The following is a 17,082-nucleotide window of genomic DNA, read 5'->3' on the forward strand; positions in this document are numbered from 1 at the left end:
GGCCGCTCCCCTTACACCCGTCCGGCGCAGGCACCGCGCCCACCACCACGTACCGCATGACGCACAGCGCCCGCACACCGTTCAGCGCCCGCGCCCCGCGTCCCCGGATCCTCACGCCTTCACCAGCCCCTTGCTCGCATTGGCCGCGTCTCCCCCGAGCGCCAGGTACACATCTTCCAGGCTGGGTGTGGCCAGGGTGAAATCGTCGAGCGCGGCGAAGGCCGCGCCACCCGTCACCGCGGCGACCGCGGCCCGGGCCTCGTCAGGACTGAGCCGCAGCACCCAGCGGCGCCCGGACTCCTGGGCGGACGGGCGCAGCGCCGCGACCTCCGGGACGTCCAGCGGGGCCCGCTCGCGCCACATGAGCTCGACGCGGACCTCGCCTGCGACCTTCTCCTTGAGCCCGGAGGGGGTGTCGCAGGCGATGACCCGTCCGCGCTCCAGGACGGCGACCCGGTCGAGGACGGTCTCGGCCTCGATGACGTTGTGGGTGACCAGCAGGACGGTGGCGCCGCGCTCGGCCCGGCGGCGGTCGACGGCGGCCCAGACGGCCCGCCGGGCCACCGGGTCCATGCCGGTCGTCGGCTCGTCCAGGACCAGTACGGGCCGGTCCCCGACGAGGGTGGCGGCGAAGCAGGCGAGCCTGCGCTGGCCGCCGGAGAGCTTCTTCAGGGGACGCCCGGCGAGCGCGGTGAGGCCGAGCTCCTCCAGTACGGCGTCGCGTTCGGCGCGCGCCTCGCGGAGGGGGAGGCCGCGCAGCCGTCCGGTGGTCTCGGCGGCCAGGGAGACGGTCAGCTCGTCCAGCGCGGTGGATTCCTGCCCGAGGTAGCCGATCAGCCGGGAGGCCCGCTCGGGGTGGCGTACGAGGTCGTGGCCGAGGACTTCGACGGAGCCGGAGTCGGGGCGCATCAGCCCGGTGAGCTGGCGCACCAGCGTGGACTTGCCGGCGCCGTTGGGGCCGAGCAGTCCGAAGATCTCGCCGCGCTCGACATCGAGGCTGATCCCGTCGGTGGCGCGCGCCTCGGGGGTGGCGGGCGCGCCGCGGCGGCCCCGGACGGCGGGATAGGTCTTGACGAGGTCACGCACCGCGCACACGGTGCCGGTGTCGCTCTGCGCCTGTGCTGTGCCCGTACTCACGAGGTACGAGGGTACGGGGTCACACGCCCCTGTTGGCGTCCGGGGCCACCCCGCGTCGCCGAGCCCGGCACGGTCCGCGGCGAAGGCCCTAATCCCCCGCGGGCACGTGCTCCGCCGCCGCCCGCACGTCGATCTCACGCCAGAACCCGGCCCGGATCGCATAGCGGTCGTGCTCGTCGATCTGGTCGTCCTTGTGGGCGAGGAGCCCGAAGCGGGCCGCGTACCGCAGGAGTTCACCGTCGATGCGGTGCGGGATGCGCGGGTACATGGTGGACAGCTTCTGCAGGTGGACGGTCTCCGGGAGCCGTTCCATCCAGCGCCGGGCGAAGACCTGGCCCACCTCGAAGGGGTCGCCGCCGACGGTGGTGATGTCCTCCTCCCGGTCGGCCCAGCGCTGTTCGGCGCTGGTGACCTGGGCGAGGGTCGGCAGGGAGGCGGTCTCGGCCGGTTCGCCGAGGGGGCCGCCGCGTTCGATCCAGCCCTTGTCGGAGGACCAGCGCAGGGTCGCGTTGGCCGGGGTGGCGTTCTGGGCGGCCGTCCGGTCCGGGTGGGTGGAGTGGGCGCGGAGAGCGGCGAGGTCCTTGGGGGTGGGGACGCCCTTGTGGCCGGGGGTGGCCGGGGGCTCGGAGGGGCCGGGGTCGGCGGGCGCGGCGGGTCCGTTGCGGGCGGCGGCGGCCTGGGCCTCGGAGGCCCGCTCGGCGGAGGCGGCGAGCGCGGCTTCGGGCAGCGGCGCGGAGAGGATGGCGGCGATCTCGGGGCGCGGGGCGGGCGGCGGCGGGCAGCTGCCGCCGGTGTCCTTGGCGCGTACGGCCTTGGTGATCCAGGCCCGGTCCAGGACGCGGCGTTCGTCCGCCTCGGCGACCAGGTCCTCGGACTGGTTGTAGTCGCCGTCGGCGGCCTGGACGGCCCACAGGTGGACGGCGACCCCGTGCTCCTTGGCGGACATGAGCCCGGGCAGCAGATCGCCGTCGCCGGTCACCAGGACCACGTCCGAGCAGGCCCGGTTCCTCGCCAGCTCGGTGAGCTCGGCGTGCATGGCGGCGTCCACGCCCTTCTGCGCCCAGCGTCCGTCGCTGCGGGTAAGGGCTCCCAGTCGCACGGTCACGCGGGGCATCACCCGGAGCCTGCGGTGCTCGGGCTGGGGCACCCGGTCGGGGGCGCCGTCGAACCAGTAGATACGCAGCAGGGGCTGCTGCGTATCGGCCTCGGCCCGTTCGCGCAGCCCCTGGATGAGGGCCGTGTGGTCGACGGTGATGCGGGAACGGGAGGGCTCTCCGGCCAGCAGACTCGCGGCTGCGCCCAGCAAGTAGCCGGCGTCCACCAGGACGACGCAACGGTCCACGCGCTCCACCCTCTTCCAGGAATTCGGGAACGGTTCAGCGGCCCGCCCCTCGATGACCGGGTCCGCTTACCCAGGGTTTCCTTCGAGTCTGCCCGACCGCACAAGGGTTAACGGCCGGAACTGGATCATCGGCGTGGCGAATCGGGAAAGGGCTGGAAAAGGTCTCGGGCGGAGGACCGGAACGGCCTTCACTGCGGATACCACTACGCACGGTAATGATCCAACATGCACGGTTTGTGGCGCCATGTGACTCTGACGATGGTCCTGGCCCCCCAGGATTCCCCACAGGAGGCATTCACCATGGCCAAGAACAAGAACCGCAAGCAGGGCAGCCAGCACGATCGCGCGTCCGCGTCGGAGCGCAGTGCCGAGCAGGCCAAGTCGACGGCGTACGAGTCGCAGACCCAGCCGCAGGCACAGGCTCAGGGCAGCCCGTCCGACGTGGCGCGCAAGCACCAGCGGCGCTTCGGTCACAACTGACGCGCGGCCGCTCGCGGTCACGCACGAGAGGGGCGTCCCGCACGGTGCGGGACGCCCCTCTCGTCGTCGTGTGTCCCTCAAAGGACCCGGCGTGCGCTCACCCGGCCAGGCAGGACGGCCCGAGCAACACCTTCAGATCGCCGAAAAGGGCCGAATCGGCCTTGACCCGGTGGCGGTCCAGCCGCAGGACCGTCGTCTTGCGCGGGCCCTGGAGCTTGATGCGTACCTCGGTGTCGCCCCGGTGGTGGCTGAGCACCTCGCCGAGCCGGGTGACCATCGGCGGGGTGATCTTCACGGTGGGGATGGTGAGGACGACCGGAGCGTTGGTCCCGGCGTTGGAGATGTCGGGGACCTGCATCTCCATGGCGACCAGCCGCGGCACGTCCTCGCGCTTGTCGAGCCGTCCCTTGACGAAGACGACGGTGTCCTCGACGAGCTGGGTGGAGACCAGCTGGTAGGTGGCGGGGAAGAACATGCATTCGATGGAGCCGGCCAGGTCCTCCACGGTGGCGATGGCCCAGGCGTTGCCCTGCTTGGTCATCTTGCGCTGGAGGCCGGAGATGATGCCGCCGACGGTGACGATGGCGCCGTCCCCGTAGTCCCCGCTCATGAGCTGGGAGATCGAGGAGTCGGCCTTGTCGGACAGCACGTGTTCCAGGCCGAAGAGCGGGTGGTCGGAGACGTACAGGCCGAGCATCTCCCGCTCCTGGGCGAGCAGGTAGGCCTTCTCCCACTCGATGTCGGAGAACTCCACGTCCAGGCCGAAGCCCGGCTCGTCGCTCTCCTCCTCGCCCATGCCGCCGAAGAGGTCGAACTGGCCCTCGGCCTCCTTGCGCTTGACCTGCACCACGTTGTCGATCATCGGCTCGTGGTGCGCGACGAGGCCCTTGCGGGTGTGGCCCATCTCGTCGAAGGCGCCGGCCTTGATCAGCGATTCGACGGTGCGCTTGTTGCAGACGACCGCCTCGACCTTGTCGAGGAAGTCGGGGAAGGAGCTGTACTTCCCCTTGGCCTTGCGGGAGCGGATGATCGAGTCCACGACGTTCTGGCCGACGTTGCGGATGGCGGTCAGGCCGAAGAGGATCACGTCGTCGCCCTGGGCGGCGAAGTTGGACAGCGACTCGTTGACGTTGGGCGGGAGCACCTTGATGCCCATGCGGCGGCACTCGTTGAGGTAGACCGCGGACTTGTCCTTGTCGTCCTTGACCGAGGTCAGCAGGGCGGCCATGTACTCGGCGGGGTAGTTCGCCTTGAGGTAGGCGGTCCAGTAGGTGACCAGGCCGTACGCCGAGGAATGCGCCTTGTTGAACGCGTAACCGGCGAACGGCACCAGGACGTCCCACAGCGCCTTGATCGCCGCGTCGGAGAAGCCCTTCTCCTTGGCGCCCTTCTCGAAGAGGACGAAGTTCTTCGCCAGTTCCTCGGGCTTCTTCTTGCCCATCACGCGGCGAAGGATGTCGGCCTCGCCGAGCGAGTACCCGGCGACGATCTGGGCGGCCTTCTGGACCTGCTCCTGGTAGACGATCAGGCCGTAGGTGAGGCCGAGGACCTCCTTGAGGGGCTCCTCCAGCTCCGGGTGGATCGGCGTGATCTCCTGGCGGCCGTTCTTGCGCTCCGCGTAGTTCGTGTGCGAGTTCATGCCCATCGGGCCCGGCCGGTAGAGGGCCGAGACGGCGGAGATGTCCTCGAAGTTGTCGGGCTGCATCTGGCGGAGCAGGGAGCGCATCGGCCCGCCGTCGAACTGGAAGACGCCGAGCGTGTCCCCGCGGCAGAGCAGTTCGTACGTCTTGGGGTCGTCCAGCGGCAGGGCGAGCATCTCCAGGTCGATGCCCTTGTTGGACTTCACCATCTTGATGGCGTCGTCCATGATCGTCAGGTTGCGCAGGCCGAGGAAGTCCATCTTCAGCAGGCCGAGCGACTCGCACTGCGGGTAGTCCCACTGCGTGATGGTGACGCCGTCGGTGTGCCGCACCCAGACCGGTGCGTGGTCGACGATCGGCTCGCTGGACATGATGACGCCGGCGGCGTGCACGCCCATCTGCCGGACCAGGCCCTCGACACCCTTCGCCGTGTCGATGACCTTCCTGACGTCCGGCTCGCTCTCGTACATCCCCCGGATCTCGCCCGCCTCGCTGTAGCGCGGGTGCTTGGGGTCGGTGATGCCGTTGAGGTCGATGCCCTTGCCGAGGACGTCGGCGGGCATCGCCTTGGTGAGGCGGTCGCCCATGGCGTACGGGTAGCCCAGCACACGGGCCGAGTCCTTGATGGCGTTCTTCGCCTTGATCTTGCCGTAGGTGCCGATCATGGCGACCTTGTCGGCGCCGTACTTCTCCGTCACATACCGGATCACCTCGACGCGCCTGCGCTCGTCGAAGTCGATGTCGACATCGGGCATGGAGACGCGCTCGGGGTTGAGGAACCGCTCGAAGATCAGCCCGTGCTCGATCGGGTCGAGGTCGGTGATGCCCATCGCGTACGACACGATCGAACCGGCCGCCGAACCACGGCCGGGGCCCACCGCGATGCCGTTGTTCTTGGCCCACATGATGAAGTCCGCGACGACCAGGAAGTACCCCGGGAACCCCATCTGGATGATGATGTCCATCTCGTACTCGACCTGCTTCTGCCGGTCGTCGGGCACACCGTTCGGGAAGCGGCGCTGCATGCCCTTGCGCACTTCCTCCTGGAACCAGGTGATCTCCGTGAAGCCGTCCGGGATCTCGAACTTCGGCATGAGGTTCTTCGCCTCGAACATGCCGGTGGTGTCGATCTGCTGGGCGACCAGCAGGGTGTTGGCGCACCCCTGCTGCCAGGCGTCGGAGGAGTCGACGGCGTACATCTCGTCCGTCGTCTTCAGGTAGTAGCCGGTGCCGTCGAAGCGGAAGCGGTCCGGGTCGGAGAGGTTCTTGCCGGTCTGGATGCAGAGCAGGGCGTCGTGGGCGGTGGCCTCGTGCGCGTACGTGTAGTGGGAGTCGTTGGTGACCAGCGGCGGGATGTCCAGCTTCCTGCCGATCTCCAGCAGCCCGTCACGGACCCGGCGCTCGATCTCGATGCCGTGGTCCATCAGCTCCAGGAAGTACTTGTCGGCGCCGAAGATGTCCCTGTAGTCGGAGGCCGCCTGCACCGCCTCGTCGAACTGGCCGAGCCGCAGCCGGGTCTGCACCTCGCCGGAAGGGCAGCCGGTGGAGGCGATGAGGCCCTCGGACCACTGGGAGATGGTCTCCTTGTCCATCCGCGGCCACTTCTGGAGCCAGCCCTCGGCGTACGCGTCGGAGGAGAGCCGGAAGAGGTTGTGCAGCCCGGTCCTGTTCGACGCCCAGATCGTCTTGTGGGTGTAACCACCGGATCCGGACACATCGTCGCGCTTCTGGTGCGGCTGTCCCCACTGCACCTTGCGCTTGTGTTTGCGCGACTCCGGGGCGACGTACGCCTCGATACCGATGATCGGCGTGACCCCGGCCTTGGTCGCCGAGTGGAAGAAGTCGTAGGCCCCGTGCAGGTTGCCGTGGTCGGTCATCGCGATGTGCGACATGCCCATCTCGTTGCACGCCTCGAACATGTCCTTGAGCCGCGCCGCACCGTCCAGCAGCGAGTACTGGGTGTGAACGTGCAGGTGCGTGAAGGGCGGCTTGGTCACGGCGTCGGGCCTCCGGGAAGTCGGGCGATGACGGACGGGGGGGCAGCGTGGAAGTCTACGACGTGGCGGACCCGGACGGCGGGCACTACCCGCGATCGCCGAGCGTTGGAGAGGGCGGGACACGTGTCCGTTTTGTCATGCACTCAGTCACGCTCGCGTACCTGGCCGGACCCGGGTCCGGCCAGGTACGCCAACGACAGCAGGAGGCAGCAAGAAATGTCGGAAACGCAGACCGGCGCAGCGCGGCGCGGGGAGCAGATTCTCGCCGTTTTCGACACCGCCTTCGGGGAGCTGCTGACCGCCGACCCGGCCGCTTTCCGGGTCAAGTTCCGCAAGATGGCGGGCTCGGCCTTCGCCTTCTACCGGGGCGCGGCCTGCCTGTTCTACACCGACCTGGAGCGGGAGCAGCGCGGCGGCCCGTATCTGGACGAGCGCACGGGCCGGGTCTGGATCCACGGTGATCTCCACGCGGAGAATTTCGGCACCTACATGGACGCCAACGGCCGCCTCGTCTTCAACGTCAACGACTTCGACGAGGCGTACGTGGGCCCCTTCACCTGGGACCTGAAGCGTTTCGCCGCCTCCGTGGCGCTGATCGGTTACGCCAAGGCGCTGTCCGACGAGCAGATCACCGACCTGGTCCGGATCTTCGCCGCCGCCTACCGGGAGCGGATCCACGCGCTGGCGACGGGCGCGAAGAACGACGAGGTGCCGCCCTTCACGCTGGACACCGCCGAGGGCCCGCTGCTGGACGCGCTGCGCGCCGCCCGGTCGCTGACCCGCTTCTCGCTGCTGGACTCGATGACGGTGATCCGGGACTTCGAGCGCCGGTTCTCGGAGGGCGGCGGCGCGATCGACCTGGACGCCGCCACGCGGTACAAGGTGCTGGCCGCGTTCGACGGCTATCTGGAGACGCTGCCGGAGTCCAGCCTGACCCGCCCCGACTCCTACCGGGTCAAGGACGTGGTGGGACGCCGGGGCATCGGCATCGGCTCGGCCGGGCTGCCCTCGTACAACATCCTCCTGGAGGGCAACAGCGACGCCCTGGAGAACGATGTGGTGATCTACCTCAAGCAGGCGCAGACCCCGGCGGCCTCCCGGCACATCACGGACGCCGCCGTGCGGGACTACTTCCAGCACGAGGGGCACCGCACGGTGATCTCGCAACGCGCGCTCCAGGCGCACGCGGACCCGTGGCTGGGCTGGACCGAGCTGGACGGCGCCGGCCAACTGGTCGCCGAGGTGTCGCCGTACGCGGTCGACCTGGACTGGTCCGAGATCGACGAGGTGGACGAGATCGCGGCGGTCGTCGCCGACCTGGGCCGGGCGACGGCCACCATGCACGCGGCGGCGGACGACGAGAGCGGCCACTCGCTGGTGCCGTTCTCCACGGAGCGGGCGATCGACGCGGCCATCGCGGCCGACGAGGAGGGGTTCGGCGAGCTGCTGGTCGATTTCGCCCACAGCTACGGGGCCCGGGCCCGCGCGGACCACCAGATCTTCGTGGATCTCTTCCGCAACGGCCGGATCCCGGGCCTGTAGGGCCTCCCCGCCTGGCCGTGCTGTGACTCTCAGCTTCTTTTAAGGTCCGCTTACCTCCACACATGACACACTTTCCGGCGATGGACATCTCAGGTACGCAGCTCAGGGTGGTGCGCGCGGCGCTTTTCGCCGCGCTCGTCGTCACCCTGTCCACGGCGTCCCATGTGCTGCTCTCCGGGGTCCCGCTGCCGCTGACCGCCGTCGCGCTCCTCGCGGCGGTCGTCTTCGCCGTCGCGTACGCGCTGGCCGGCCGGGAGCGCGGCTTCGGCGCCATCGCGGGACTGCTCGTCCCGCTGGAGTTGGTGGCCGACACGCTCTTCACCACAGGCCAGCACCTCTGTTACGGGGCGGCCGGCGGGCCCATCGCGGGCCCCCTGCGCTCGGTCGGCTTCGACGTGCTCTGCGGGGGCGGCGAGGTCGGCGCGGCCGGGGCGCACCTCGCGGGCGTCGGCACGGTGGGCACTCCGCTCGCCGGGGTGGCGGGTGCGGGCGACCGCGCGGCGGCCCTGCTGGCGCAGCCCGGTCCGGCCGTGCCGTGGCTGCTGCTCGCCGCCCATGTGGCCGTCGGACTGCTCGCGGCCGCCTGGCTGCGGCGTGGCGAGGCGGCGCTGGCGGGGCTGGTGCGCACGGCGGCCCTGGTGGCGTTCCGGCCGCTGCTCACCGCGGTCGCCGTGGTGCGCGGGACCGTCCGGTCCGCTTCCCCTCTCCCCCGCGTCGCCGGGCACGCGCACCCGCTCTGCCCGGCCCGCTTCCTCGTGCACTCCGTGGGACGGAGGGGGCCGCCGCTCACCGCGTACGCCGCCGCTGCCTGAGGGCAGACGGCCGGCGCCGAGCAGCACCCTTCCACTCCCCACGCATCCACGGAGAACGATCATGAGCAAGCGCAACACGCAGCAGAACAAGGCAGCCGCCCGTGAGCGGCTGCGCGCCGAGCGCGAGGCCCAGGCCAGGAAGGACAAGACCCGCAAGCAGTTCGTCGTGGCCGTCTCGGTCGTCGCGGCCCTCGCCGTCGTGGGCGGCGTCAGCTACGGCGTGATGCAGCTGAACAAGCCGGACGCATGGGAGGCCGCCGCCGACGCGAAGAACGTCAGCGCGCCGAAGAACACCTCCGGCACCGACGGCACCACCGTGGTGATCGGCAAGTCCGACGCCAAGAAGACCCTGGAGCTGTACGAGGACTCCCGCTGCCCGGTCTGCGCCACGTTCGAGCAGGGCGTGGGCGAGACCCTCGCGAAGGACGTCGAGGACGGCAAGTACAAGGTCAAGTACGTCGGTGCGACCTTCATCGACAACACCGACAACGGTGAGGGCTCCAAGAACGCCCTGAGCGCGCTCGGCGCCGCGCTGAACGTGAGCCCCGAGGCGTTCATGGACTACAAGGCCGCGCTGTACTCCGCGAAGTTCCACCCGGAGGAGAGCGACGACAAGTTCGCCAAGGACAGCTACCTCATCGAGGTCGCCGACTCCGTGGAGGCGCTCAAGGGGAACAAGGCCTTCCAGAAGGACGTCGAGGACGGTACGTACGACGCCTGGGCGATGAAGATGTCCGATGCGTTCGGCAAGAGCGACGTCCAGGGCACGCCGACGCTGAAGATGGACGGCAAGAAGGTCACGGCCGAGGGCACCGACAACGCGCCGATGACGGCAACCGACTTCACGGCGGCGGTGGACAAGGCCCTGAAGGCGTAACGCCTCCAGGGCGGCCGGACCGCCCCCAAGCGGTCCCCGACGGGCCACCTCCCGGCGACCGTTTCCCGACGGGCGGGCGAACTTCCTCTGTTCGCCCGCCAGTTCCCTGTACGCGCCAGTAGGGTGATCGGCCGTGACCAGTCGACACATATCCTCGCCGAGCCGCCGCACGGTCGTCCGGGCCGCCGCCGCGACCGCCGCCGCCGTTCCCGTACTCTCCGCCACCACATCCGCCTCCGCCTCATCGGGGGCCGCAGCCCTGGCGCCCGCCTTCCTGCACGGGGTCGCCTCCGGTGACCCGCTGCCCGACGGTGTCCTGCTGTGGACCCGCGTCACCCCCGAGCCCGGCGCGGAGCCCGGTTCGGGGCGCGGGGCCGATACGCCGGTGCGCTGGGAGGTCGCGGAGGACCGGGAGTTCACCGCGATAGCCGGGAGCGGTACGACGCTCGCCTCGGCCGCCTCCGACCACACGGTGAAGGCCGACGTCCGCGGACTGCGCCCGGCCACCTCGTACTACTTCCGCTTCACGGCGGGCGGCGAGGGCGCCGGGGCCGGAGGGAGCACCGAGGTCCGCTCCCCCGTCGGCCGCACCCGCACCGCGCCCGCCAACGGGGCGAGCGTGGCGGGGCTCCGCTTCGGCGTGGTGTCCTGCGCCAACTGGGAGGCCGGCTGGTTCTCCGCGTACCGCCATCTCGCCGCCCGCGGCGACCTGGACGCGGTGCTGCACCTGGGCGACTACCTGTACGAGTACGCGACCGGCGGCTACCCGACCCAGGGCGCGGCCCTGCGTGAGCACCGGCCCGCCCACGAGATCCTGAACCTGGCCGACTACCGCCTCCGGCACGGCACCTACAAGACCGACACCGACCTCCAGGCGCTGCACGCCGCCCACCCGGTGATCGCGATCTGGGACGACCACGAGTTCGCCAACGACGCCTGGTCGGGCGGGGCGCAGAACCACACCCCGGGTACGGAGGGAGTGTGGGCGCAGCGGGTGGCGGCGGCCAAGCAGGCGTACTTCGAGTGGATGCCGGTCCGTGCCTCCACCGAGGGGACCGTCCACCGGCGACTGCGGTTCGGGCGGCTGGCCGATCTGCACCTGCTGGACCTGCGGAGCTTCCGTTCCGAGCAGGCGTCCATCGGCAACGGCTCGGTGGACGACCCGGAGCGTACGATCACCGGCCGGGCGCAGCTGGACTGGCTGAAGGCAGGTCTGGCCGGGTCGGACGCGGTGTGGAAGCTGGTCGGTACGTCGGTGATGATCTCGCCGGTCGCCTTCGGGGCGCTCCCCGCCCATCTGCTGGGGCCGCTCACCGGGCTGTTGGGGCTGCCGAAGGAGGGGCTGGCGTTCAGCGTCGACCAGTGGGACGGGTACACCGACGACCGCAAGGAGCTGATCGGGCATCTGCGGGACCGGGGGATCAGCGACACGGTGTTCCTGACCGGCGACGTCCACATGGCCTGGGCCAGTGAGGTGCCGGTGAGGGCGGCGACGTATCCGCTGTCGCCCTCTGCGGCGACGGAGTTCGTCGTCACGTCGGTGACCTCGGACAACCTGGACGACATCCTGCGGGTCGCGCCGCAGACCGTGTCGCTGGCCGCGTCGGCGGCCGTCCGTACCGCCAACCGCCATGTGAAGTGGGTGGACATGGACTCGCACGGCTACGGCGTCCTGGACGTCACCGCCGAGCGCTCGCAGATGGACTACTACGTGCTCTCCGACAAGACGGCCGCGGACGCCACCTCCGCCTGGGTCCGCTCCTACCGGACGCGCCGGGGCACCCAGCGGGTCGAGCGGGTGGACCGCCCGGTGCTCTGAGGCACCGAATCTCCCGAGGGCCCTACAGCGTGGCCAGGAAGCCGAGGGCGACCTTCCAGGTCTGCTCGGCGGCCGACTGGTCGTAGTCGTGGAGATCGGGGTCGGTGAACAGGTGGCCGGCCCCGGGGTAGCGGTAGATCTCCACGTCCGCGCCGGTGCGCTGCATCTGGAGGTACCAGCTGTTCAGCCAGTCGTGGGACTCGAAGGGGTCCGGGTCCGCGACGTGCAGCTGGACGGGGAGCTCGTCCACCGTCGCGTTCTCGGCGATGTCCGAGGTGCCGTGGAACAGCAGCAGCCCGCGCGCCTTCGCGTCGCCGAGCGCCAGGGTCTGCGCGGTCGCCGCGCCGAGGGAGAAACCGGCGTAGACGAGCCCCTGATCGGAGTAGGGCGCGGCGGCCAGCACGGCGCGCCTCAGCAGCTCCTCCTTGCCGACCTCCTCCTTGAAGGCCATGCCCTCCTCCACCGTGTCAAAGGTGTGCCCCTCGAAGAGATCGGGCACGCGCACCTCGTGGCCGGCGTCCCTCAGACGTGCGGCCGCGGCGTGCACTGCGGGCGTGAGCCCGTAGGTCGAGTGGAAAAGCATGATGTTCATGAGGCCCATGGTGCCAGTTGCGCCTCGATGCCTGGAGGACCGGACGATGGAGAACGTGCTGCGCCCGCTGATCGTCTTCGGCGGATCCGTGGTGATCACCCTGCTGATCGGCTGGCTGGTCGACCGGCTGCTGCGCAGGGCCGACAGCCGCCACCACGAGACCCCGCTGTGGGGTCTGCTGCGGCGCTGCCGGCCACCGCTGCAAGTGGTGATCATCACCGCGCTGCTGCGCGGCAGCTACCGCCAGTCGGGCATCGCCTGGGTGTGGGAGCACCGGGCCGGGATCGGCCAGGCCCTCTCCCTGGTGCTGATCGGCGCCTCGGCGTGGCTGGTGGTGCGGGCCGCCGCGACGGTCGTCGAGTCCAGTTACGCCCGGTATGCCACGTCCACCCGCGATCCTGCCCGGGTCCGGCGGGTCCGTACGCAGGTGACGCTGATCCAGCGGGTCGTCATAGCGGTGGTGACGGTGGTCGCCATCGCCGCGATGCTGCTGACGTTCCCGGCGATGCGCGGGGTCGGCACCTCGATGCTGGCCTCGGCCGGTGTGCTCGGCATCGTCGCCGGTGTGGCTGCCCAGTCGACCCTCGGCAACCTCTTCGCGGGGCTCCAGATCGCCTTCGGGGACATGGTCAGGCTCGGCGACACCGTGGTGGTGGACGGCGAGTGGGGCACCATCGAGGAGATCACGCTGACGTTCCTGGCGGTACGGACCTGGGACGAGCGGCGGATCACGATGCCGGTCTCGTACTTCACGAGCAAGCCGTTCGAGAACTGGTCGCGCGGCGGGGTCCAAATGACCGGCACGGTCTTCTTCCACCTGGACCACGCGGCGCCGATCGCCATGATGCGCAAGAAGCTGCGGGACATCCTCGGTGACATCGCCGCCTGGGACGGCCGGGACTGGTCCCTCGCCGTCACCGACACGACCCCGACCACGATCCAGGTGCGGGCGGTGGTCACGGCGAAGGACGCGGACGACATCTGGACGGTGCGGTGCGCGGTGCGCGAGCAGTTGATCTGCTGGCTGCGCGACCACCACCCGTACGCGCTGCCGCGCATCGCCAGCTCCCCCGCCGCGCTGCCGCCGGGCCAGCAGTGGGCGGAGCTGACGGGGGCGCGGCCCCGGCCCGGCCGCAACGGGTCCGGCCCCTTCCGCGACCTGGACGGCTCCAAGGCGCCCCGGACGGGCCGCGGCTGAGAACCGCGAGGGCCCTCAGCGCAGGGAGCGGAAGTCCAGGTAGGGCAGCACCCGGTCCACGCCTTCGGGGTCGGAGCCGGCCTCGTAGCGCGCGGAGAGCACCTCGTGGCGGGCGGCCGACATCATCTCCCGCTGGACCCGGCTGACCGCCTTGAACCGCTCGGCCCGCTTCGCGTACGCCTCGCGCCGCTCCTCGTCGACGATCTCCCGGAAAGTACGTCCGGTGAGCTCTCACCGGACCGACGTCCAAATCACGGCTCGGCCGTGCCCGCTACTCCGGCCGGGGTGAGCGGCCGTCAGGAGCCCGGCCGGGTCGACGGTCGGGCAGGGCCTTCACCCTGCCACGCACGGTTCACGGAACGGCCGGGACCCCCCGCACGGCGGGATCAGGCAGATTCGGTCCTCCGGCGCATCGCCCGATGCGGAATGCCCGCGTCCGGGAACTCGGGGCCGTACGCGACGTATCCGAGCCGCTCGTAGAAGCCGAGGGCGTGGGTCTGCGCGTGCAGGTCAACGGCGGTCAGGCCGAGCCGGACCGCCTCGTCCTCGATGGCGCGCACCAGTGCCGCGCCGACGCCGAGGCCGCGCGCCTGCCGCGTCACCGCGAGCCGGCCGAGCGAGCCGACGGTGAGGTCGCCACCGGTCTTCCCGGCCGCGTCGGCCCCGTGCAGCAGCCGCCCCGTACCGAGCGCGGTGCCGTCGGCCGCCACGGCCAGGACATGCACGGCGGTCGGGTCGTAGGCGTCGTACTCGATCTCCTCGGGCACGTTCTGCTCGCCGACGAAGACCTCCTTGCGCACCTGGAAGCAGGCCGCGAGATCGCTCTCCGCGACGGCCCTGCGGGTGGTGTACGGGGGTGGCACGGCGGTCACTGGCTCTCCGCGGCGATGGTGTCGAGGGCGTGCTGGAGGTCCGCCGGGTAGGTGCTGGAGAACTCCACCCAGCTGCCGTCGCTCGGGTGCTCGAAGCCCAGGCGTACCGCGTGCAGCCACTGCCGGGTCAGCCCGAGCCGCTTGGCCAGGGTCGGGTCGGCGCCGTACGTCAGATCGCCGACGCAGGGGTGGCGGTGGGCGGACATGTGGACCCGGATCTGGTGGGTGCGGCCGGTCTCCAGCTTGATGTCCAGGAGGCTGGCGGCGCGGTACGCCTCGATCAGGTCGTAGTGGGTCACCGACGGCTTGCCCTCGGCGGTGACCGCCCACTTGTAGTCGTGGGTGGGGTGGCGCCCGATGGGGGCGTCGATGGTGCCGCTCATCGGGTCGGGGTGGCCCTGGACGAGCGCGTGGTACTTCTTGTCGACGATCCGGTCGCGGAACTGGGCCTTGAGCAGGGTGTAGGCGCGCTCGGACTTGGCGACGACCATCAGGCCGGAGGTGCCGACGTCGAGACGGTGCACGATGCCCTGGCGCTCGGCGGCGCCGGACGTCGAGACGCGGTACCCGGCGGCGGCGAGGCCGCCGATGACGGTGGTGCCGGTCCAGCCGGGGCTGGGGTGGGCCGCGACGCCGACCGGCTTCATGATGACCACGATGTCGTCGTCGTCGTGGACGATCTCCATGCCCTCGACGGGCTCGGCCACGACCTGGACGGGGGCGGGTGCCTGGGGCATCTCGACCTCCAGCCAGGCGCCGCCGTGCACGCGCTCGGACTTGCCGGCCACCGAACCGTCCACCTGGACCTTCCCGGCAGCGGCCAGCTCGGCGGCCTTGGTGCGGGAGAAACCGAACATCCTGGAGATGGCGGCGTCGACGCGCTCGCCTTCCAGGCCGTCCGGTACGGGCAGGGTGCGGATCTCGGGGTGCGTACTCACCTGTCGAGTATGCCTTGCGCCGGAGACTCCCCGCGCAGCCCGGCCCCGGTCAGTCCTTGTGGACGGTCCCGTCGGGGTCCAGCCCCTTGAAGGAGAGGACCACGATGAGGATGCCGCCGCACACGATGGCGGAGTCGGCGAGGTTGAAGACGGCGAAGTGCTTGGGGGCGATGAAGTCGACCACCGCCCCTTCGAACACACCGGGCGCCCGGAAGATGCGGTCGGTGAGGTTGCCGAGCGCACCGCCCAGGAGCAGTCCCAGGGCGATGGCCCAGGGCAGGCTGTAGAGCTTGCGGGCCAGCCGGATCACGACCACGATCACGCCGGCGGCGATGATGGTGAAGATCACCGTGAACGCCTCGCCGAACCCGAACGCGGCCCCCGGGTTGCGCAGCGCCCGGAACTGGAGCCAGTCACCGATGATGTCGATCGGCGGCTGGTGCTCCAGCTTGGCGACCACGATCATCTTGGTGACCAGGTCCAGCAGGTAGGCGACGACGGAGACGGCGACGAGCGCCAGGATCTTGCGCTTGCCCGTGCCCGCGTTCACCCCGGCGTCGGCGGCCGTGGAGCCGCCTTCGTCCGTGTGCTCGGCCTCGGGATTGTCCGGCGTACCGATGATGCGCTCCGCCTCTGCCACGTGAGTCCCTCAACCTAGGTGCCTGACTGAGGACGAGGGTACGACACACCTGTACGGGTCAGCCGCGCCGCTCCTGCTTCTGTTTGTCCTCGACGCAGAGGGTGGCGCGGGGAAATGCCTGCATCCGTGCCTTGCCGATCGGTTTGCCGCACACCTCGCACAGCCCGTAGGTCCCCGCCTCCAGCCGGGCGAGCGCCCGCTCGGTCTGCTCCAGCGTCTCCTGGGCGTGGGCGGCGAGCGACAGCTCGTGTTCCCGCGTGATGTTCTTGGTGCCCGTGTCGGCCTCGTCGTCGCCCGCGCCGTCGCCGGAGTCCCGCATCAGCCCGGCGAGCGCCGCCCCCGAGGCCTCCAGCTCACTGCGCAGGCGCATGATCTCGCTGGTCAGCAGCGTGCGTGCCTCGGTGACCTCCTCGGGCGTCCAGGGGTCCTCCCCCGGCCGTACCGCCAGTTCGCCGGGAGCGGTCGCGGCGGCTCCCCGGGCCGGCGGCACGGCCGCCTCGTCCGGACCGGCCGCGGGGCGACTCGCGCTCTTCTTGGCTACCACCGTGTGGGCTCCCGTCTCCTCGGCGGCCTGGGCCGCCCCCGTGGCCGTCTGTGCGGCCGTCTTCGAAGCCTTCTTGGCCGCGCTCTTCTTCGCGGTGCTGCTCGTGGTGCTCGTGGTGCTCTTCTTGGCGGCGGTCTTCTTCGCCGCCGCCTTCTTGGCAGGCGCCTTCTTCGCGGCGGTCTTCCTGGCGGCCGCCTTCTTCGCGGGCGCCTTCTTCGCGGGCGCCTTCCCGGCAGCCGTCCCGTCCTCGGACGTCTCGTCGGCCGGTGGCTTCCCGTCGGCCTTCTGCCCGGCCGCGGTCTCTTCCGCCGTCTTCTTCGCCACCATGGCCGCGGCCCCTTCACATATTGTGATCTTGCACGCGAATCGTGCTGGGACGATAAATCGGCCCCAGCCCCGCGGCAACGGGGCACGCCGCCCTTTCGCCCCTCCCCGTACCCGGTCGCGGCGCGCCTGCATCCGTTGTTCCCAGCTCCCCGCCCGGTAATCCAGCCCCCGGACGCCCCCGCACCCCCGCGGCCGACCCCGTACGCCCCCGACTCGCCATTCGGGTCACGCCCGGGCCCCGGGTAAACCGGTCGGCCGTCAGCCGTCCGGGCCCGTACACTGGGCGCAGCGAAAGGCATGGATGGGACGAGTAGCGCCGTACGCA

Annotated in this window: 14 protein-coding genes and 1 pseudogene; 6 read left to right on the plus strand and 9 right to left on the minus strand. The window is 70.7% G+C overall.

What is annotated here, in order from left to right:
* Positions 1-111: 111 nt before the first annotated feature.
* Positions 112-1,095, minus strand: coding sequence for an ABC transporter ATP-binding protein (locus AMK21_RS21595; RefSeq protein ID WP_073880378.1), 984 nt, complete (start codon positions 1,093-1,095; stop codon positions 112-114).
* A 130-nt stretch (positions 1,096-1,225) separates the two neighbouring features.
* Positions 1,226-2,488, minus strand: a complete 1,263-nt coding sequence (locus AMK21_RS21600) for an NYN domain-containing protein (RefSeq protein WP_199863251.1) — start codon at positions 2,486-2,488, stop codon at positions 1,226-1,228.
* Between the two features lie 291 nt (positions 2,489-2,779).
* Between AMK21_RS21600 and AMK21_RS21605 the strand changes: the two genes are divergently transcribed.
* The gene (locus tag AMK21_RS21605) at positions 2,780-2,959 is read left to right on the plus strand and encodes a hypothetical protein (RefSeq protein WP_073880380.1); all 180 of its coding nucleotides are present in this window, start codon (positions 2,780-2,782) and stop codon (positions 2,957-2,959) included.
* Between the two features lie 97 nt (positions 2,960-3,056).
* Here AMK21_RS21605 and dnaE read toward each other — a convergent pair whose 3' ends face one another.
* Positions 3,057-6,596 carry a DNA polymerase III subunit alpha gene (gene dnaE, locus AMK21_RS21610; protein ID WP_073880382.1) on the minus strand — a complete coding sequence of 1,180 codons (3,540 nt, stop codon included), beginning with the start codon at positions 6,594-6,596 and terminating at the stop codon, positions 3,057-3,059.
* 216 nt (positions 6,597-6,812) lie between these two features.
* On the opposite strand from dnaE, the gene AMK21_RS21615 reads away from it, so the two are divergent.
* The 4 genes from AMK21_RS21615 to AMK21_RS21630 all read left to right on the plus strand — a co-directional run bounded on the left by AMK21_RS21615 (position 6,813) and on the right by AMK21_RS21630 (position 11,646).
* A complete protein-coding gene (locus AMK21_RS21615; protein ID WP_073880384.1) occupies positions 6,813-8,138 on the plus strand; it encodes a DUF2252 domain-containing protein in 1,326 nt (441 codons plus the stop codon).
* An 80-nt stretch (positions 8,139-8,218) separates the two neighbouring features.
* Positions 8,219-8,950, plus strand: a complete 732-nt coding sequence (locus tag AMK21_RS21620; protein WP_073880386.1) for a hypothetical protein — start codon at positions 8,219-8,221, stop codon at positions 8,948-8,950.
* A 61-nt stretch (positions 8,951-9,011) separates the two neighbouring features.
* On the plus strand, positions 9,012-9,827 hold the full coding sequence (locus AMK21_RS21625; protein ID WP_073880388.1) for a DsbA family protein: 816 nt from the start codon (positions 9,012-9,014) through the stop codon (positions 9,825-9,827).
* Between the two features lie 133 nt (positions 9,828-9,960).
* Entirely contained in the window at positions 9,961-11,646 is a 1,686-nt protein-coding gene (locus AMK21_RS21630) for an alkaline phosphatase D family protein (protein ID WP_073880390.1), read from the plus strand.
* Positions 11,647-11,668: 22 nt separating this feature from the next.
* On the opposite strand, the gene AMK21_RS21635 is transcribed toward AMK21_RS21630, so the two are convergent.
* Positions 11,669-12,247, minus strand: a complete 579-nt coding sequence (locus AMK21_RS21635; protein ID WP_073880392.1) for a dienelactone hydrolase family protein — start codon at positions 12,245-12,247, stop codon at positions 11,669-11,671.
* Positions 12,248-12,284: 37 nt separating this feature from the next.
* On the opposite strand from AMK21_RS21635, the gene AMK21_RS21640 reads away from it, so the two are divergent.
* Positions 12,285-13,436: a mechanosensitive ion channel family protein gene (locus AMK21_RS21640; RefSeq protein ID WP_073880394.1), complete on the plus strand. Its 1,152-nt coding sequence runs from the start codon at positions 12,285-12,287 to the stop codon at positions 13,434-13,436.
* 15 nt (positions 13,437-13,451) lie between these two features.
* Here AMK21_RS21640 and AMK21_RS21645 read toward each other — a convergent pair.
* From AMK21_RS21645 to AMK21_RS21665, 5 genes and pseudogenes are all read right to left on the minus strand, one after another.
* A pseudogene (locus tag AMK21_RS21645) lies at positions 13,452-13,640 on the minus strand (Na+/H+ antiporter); the annotation flags it as partial.
* A gap of 182 nt (positions 13,641-13,822) precedes the next feature.
* Entirely contained in the window at positions 13,823-14,308 is a 486-nt protein-coding gene (locus AMK21_RS21650; RefSeq protein WP_073880396.1) for a GNAT family N-acetyltransferase, read from the minus strand.
* A complete protein-coding gene (locus AMK21_RS21655) occupies positions 14,305-15,246 on the minus strand; it encodes an RluA family pseudouridine synthase (RefSeq protein ID WP_073880398.1) in 942 nt (313 codons plus the stop codon). The genes AMK21_RS21650 and AMK21_RS21655 overlap by 4 nt, the downstream gene beginning before the upstream one ends.
* Before the next feature lie 49 nt (positions 15,247-15,295).
* On the minus strand, positions 15,296-15,886 hold the full coding sequence (lspA, locus tag AMK21_RS21660) for a signal peptidase II (RefSeq protein ID WP_073880400.1): 591 nt from the start codon (positions 15,884-15,886) through the stop codon (positions 15,296-15,298).
* A gap of 58 nt (positions 15,887-15,944) precedes the next feature.
* Positions 15,945-16,757, minus strand: a complete 813-nt coding sequence (locus tag AMK21_RS21665; RefSeq protein WP_073880402.1) for a TraR/DksA family transcriptional regulator — start codon at positions 16,755-16,757, stop codon at positions 15,945-15,947.
* Positions 16,758-17,082 lie beyond the last annotated feature (325 nt).

Source organism: Streptomyces sp. CB00316, from assembly GCF_001905595.1.
In the GTDB taxonomy this organism is placed as follows: Bacteria; Actinomycetota; Actinomycetes; order Streptomycetales; family Streptomycetaceae; genus Streptomyces.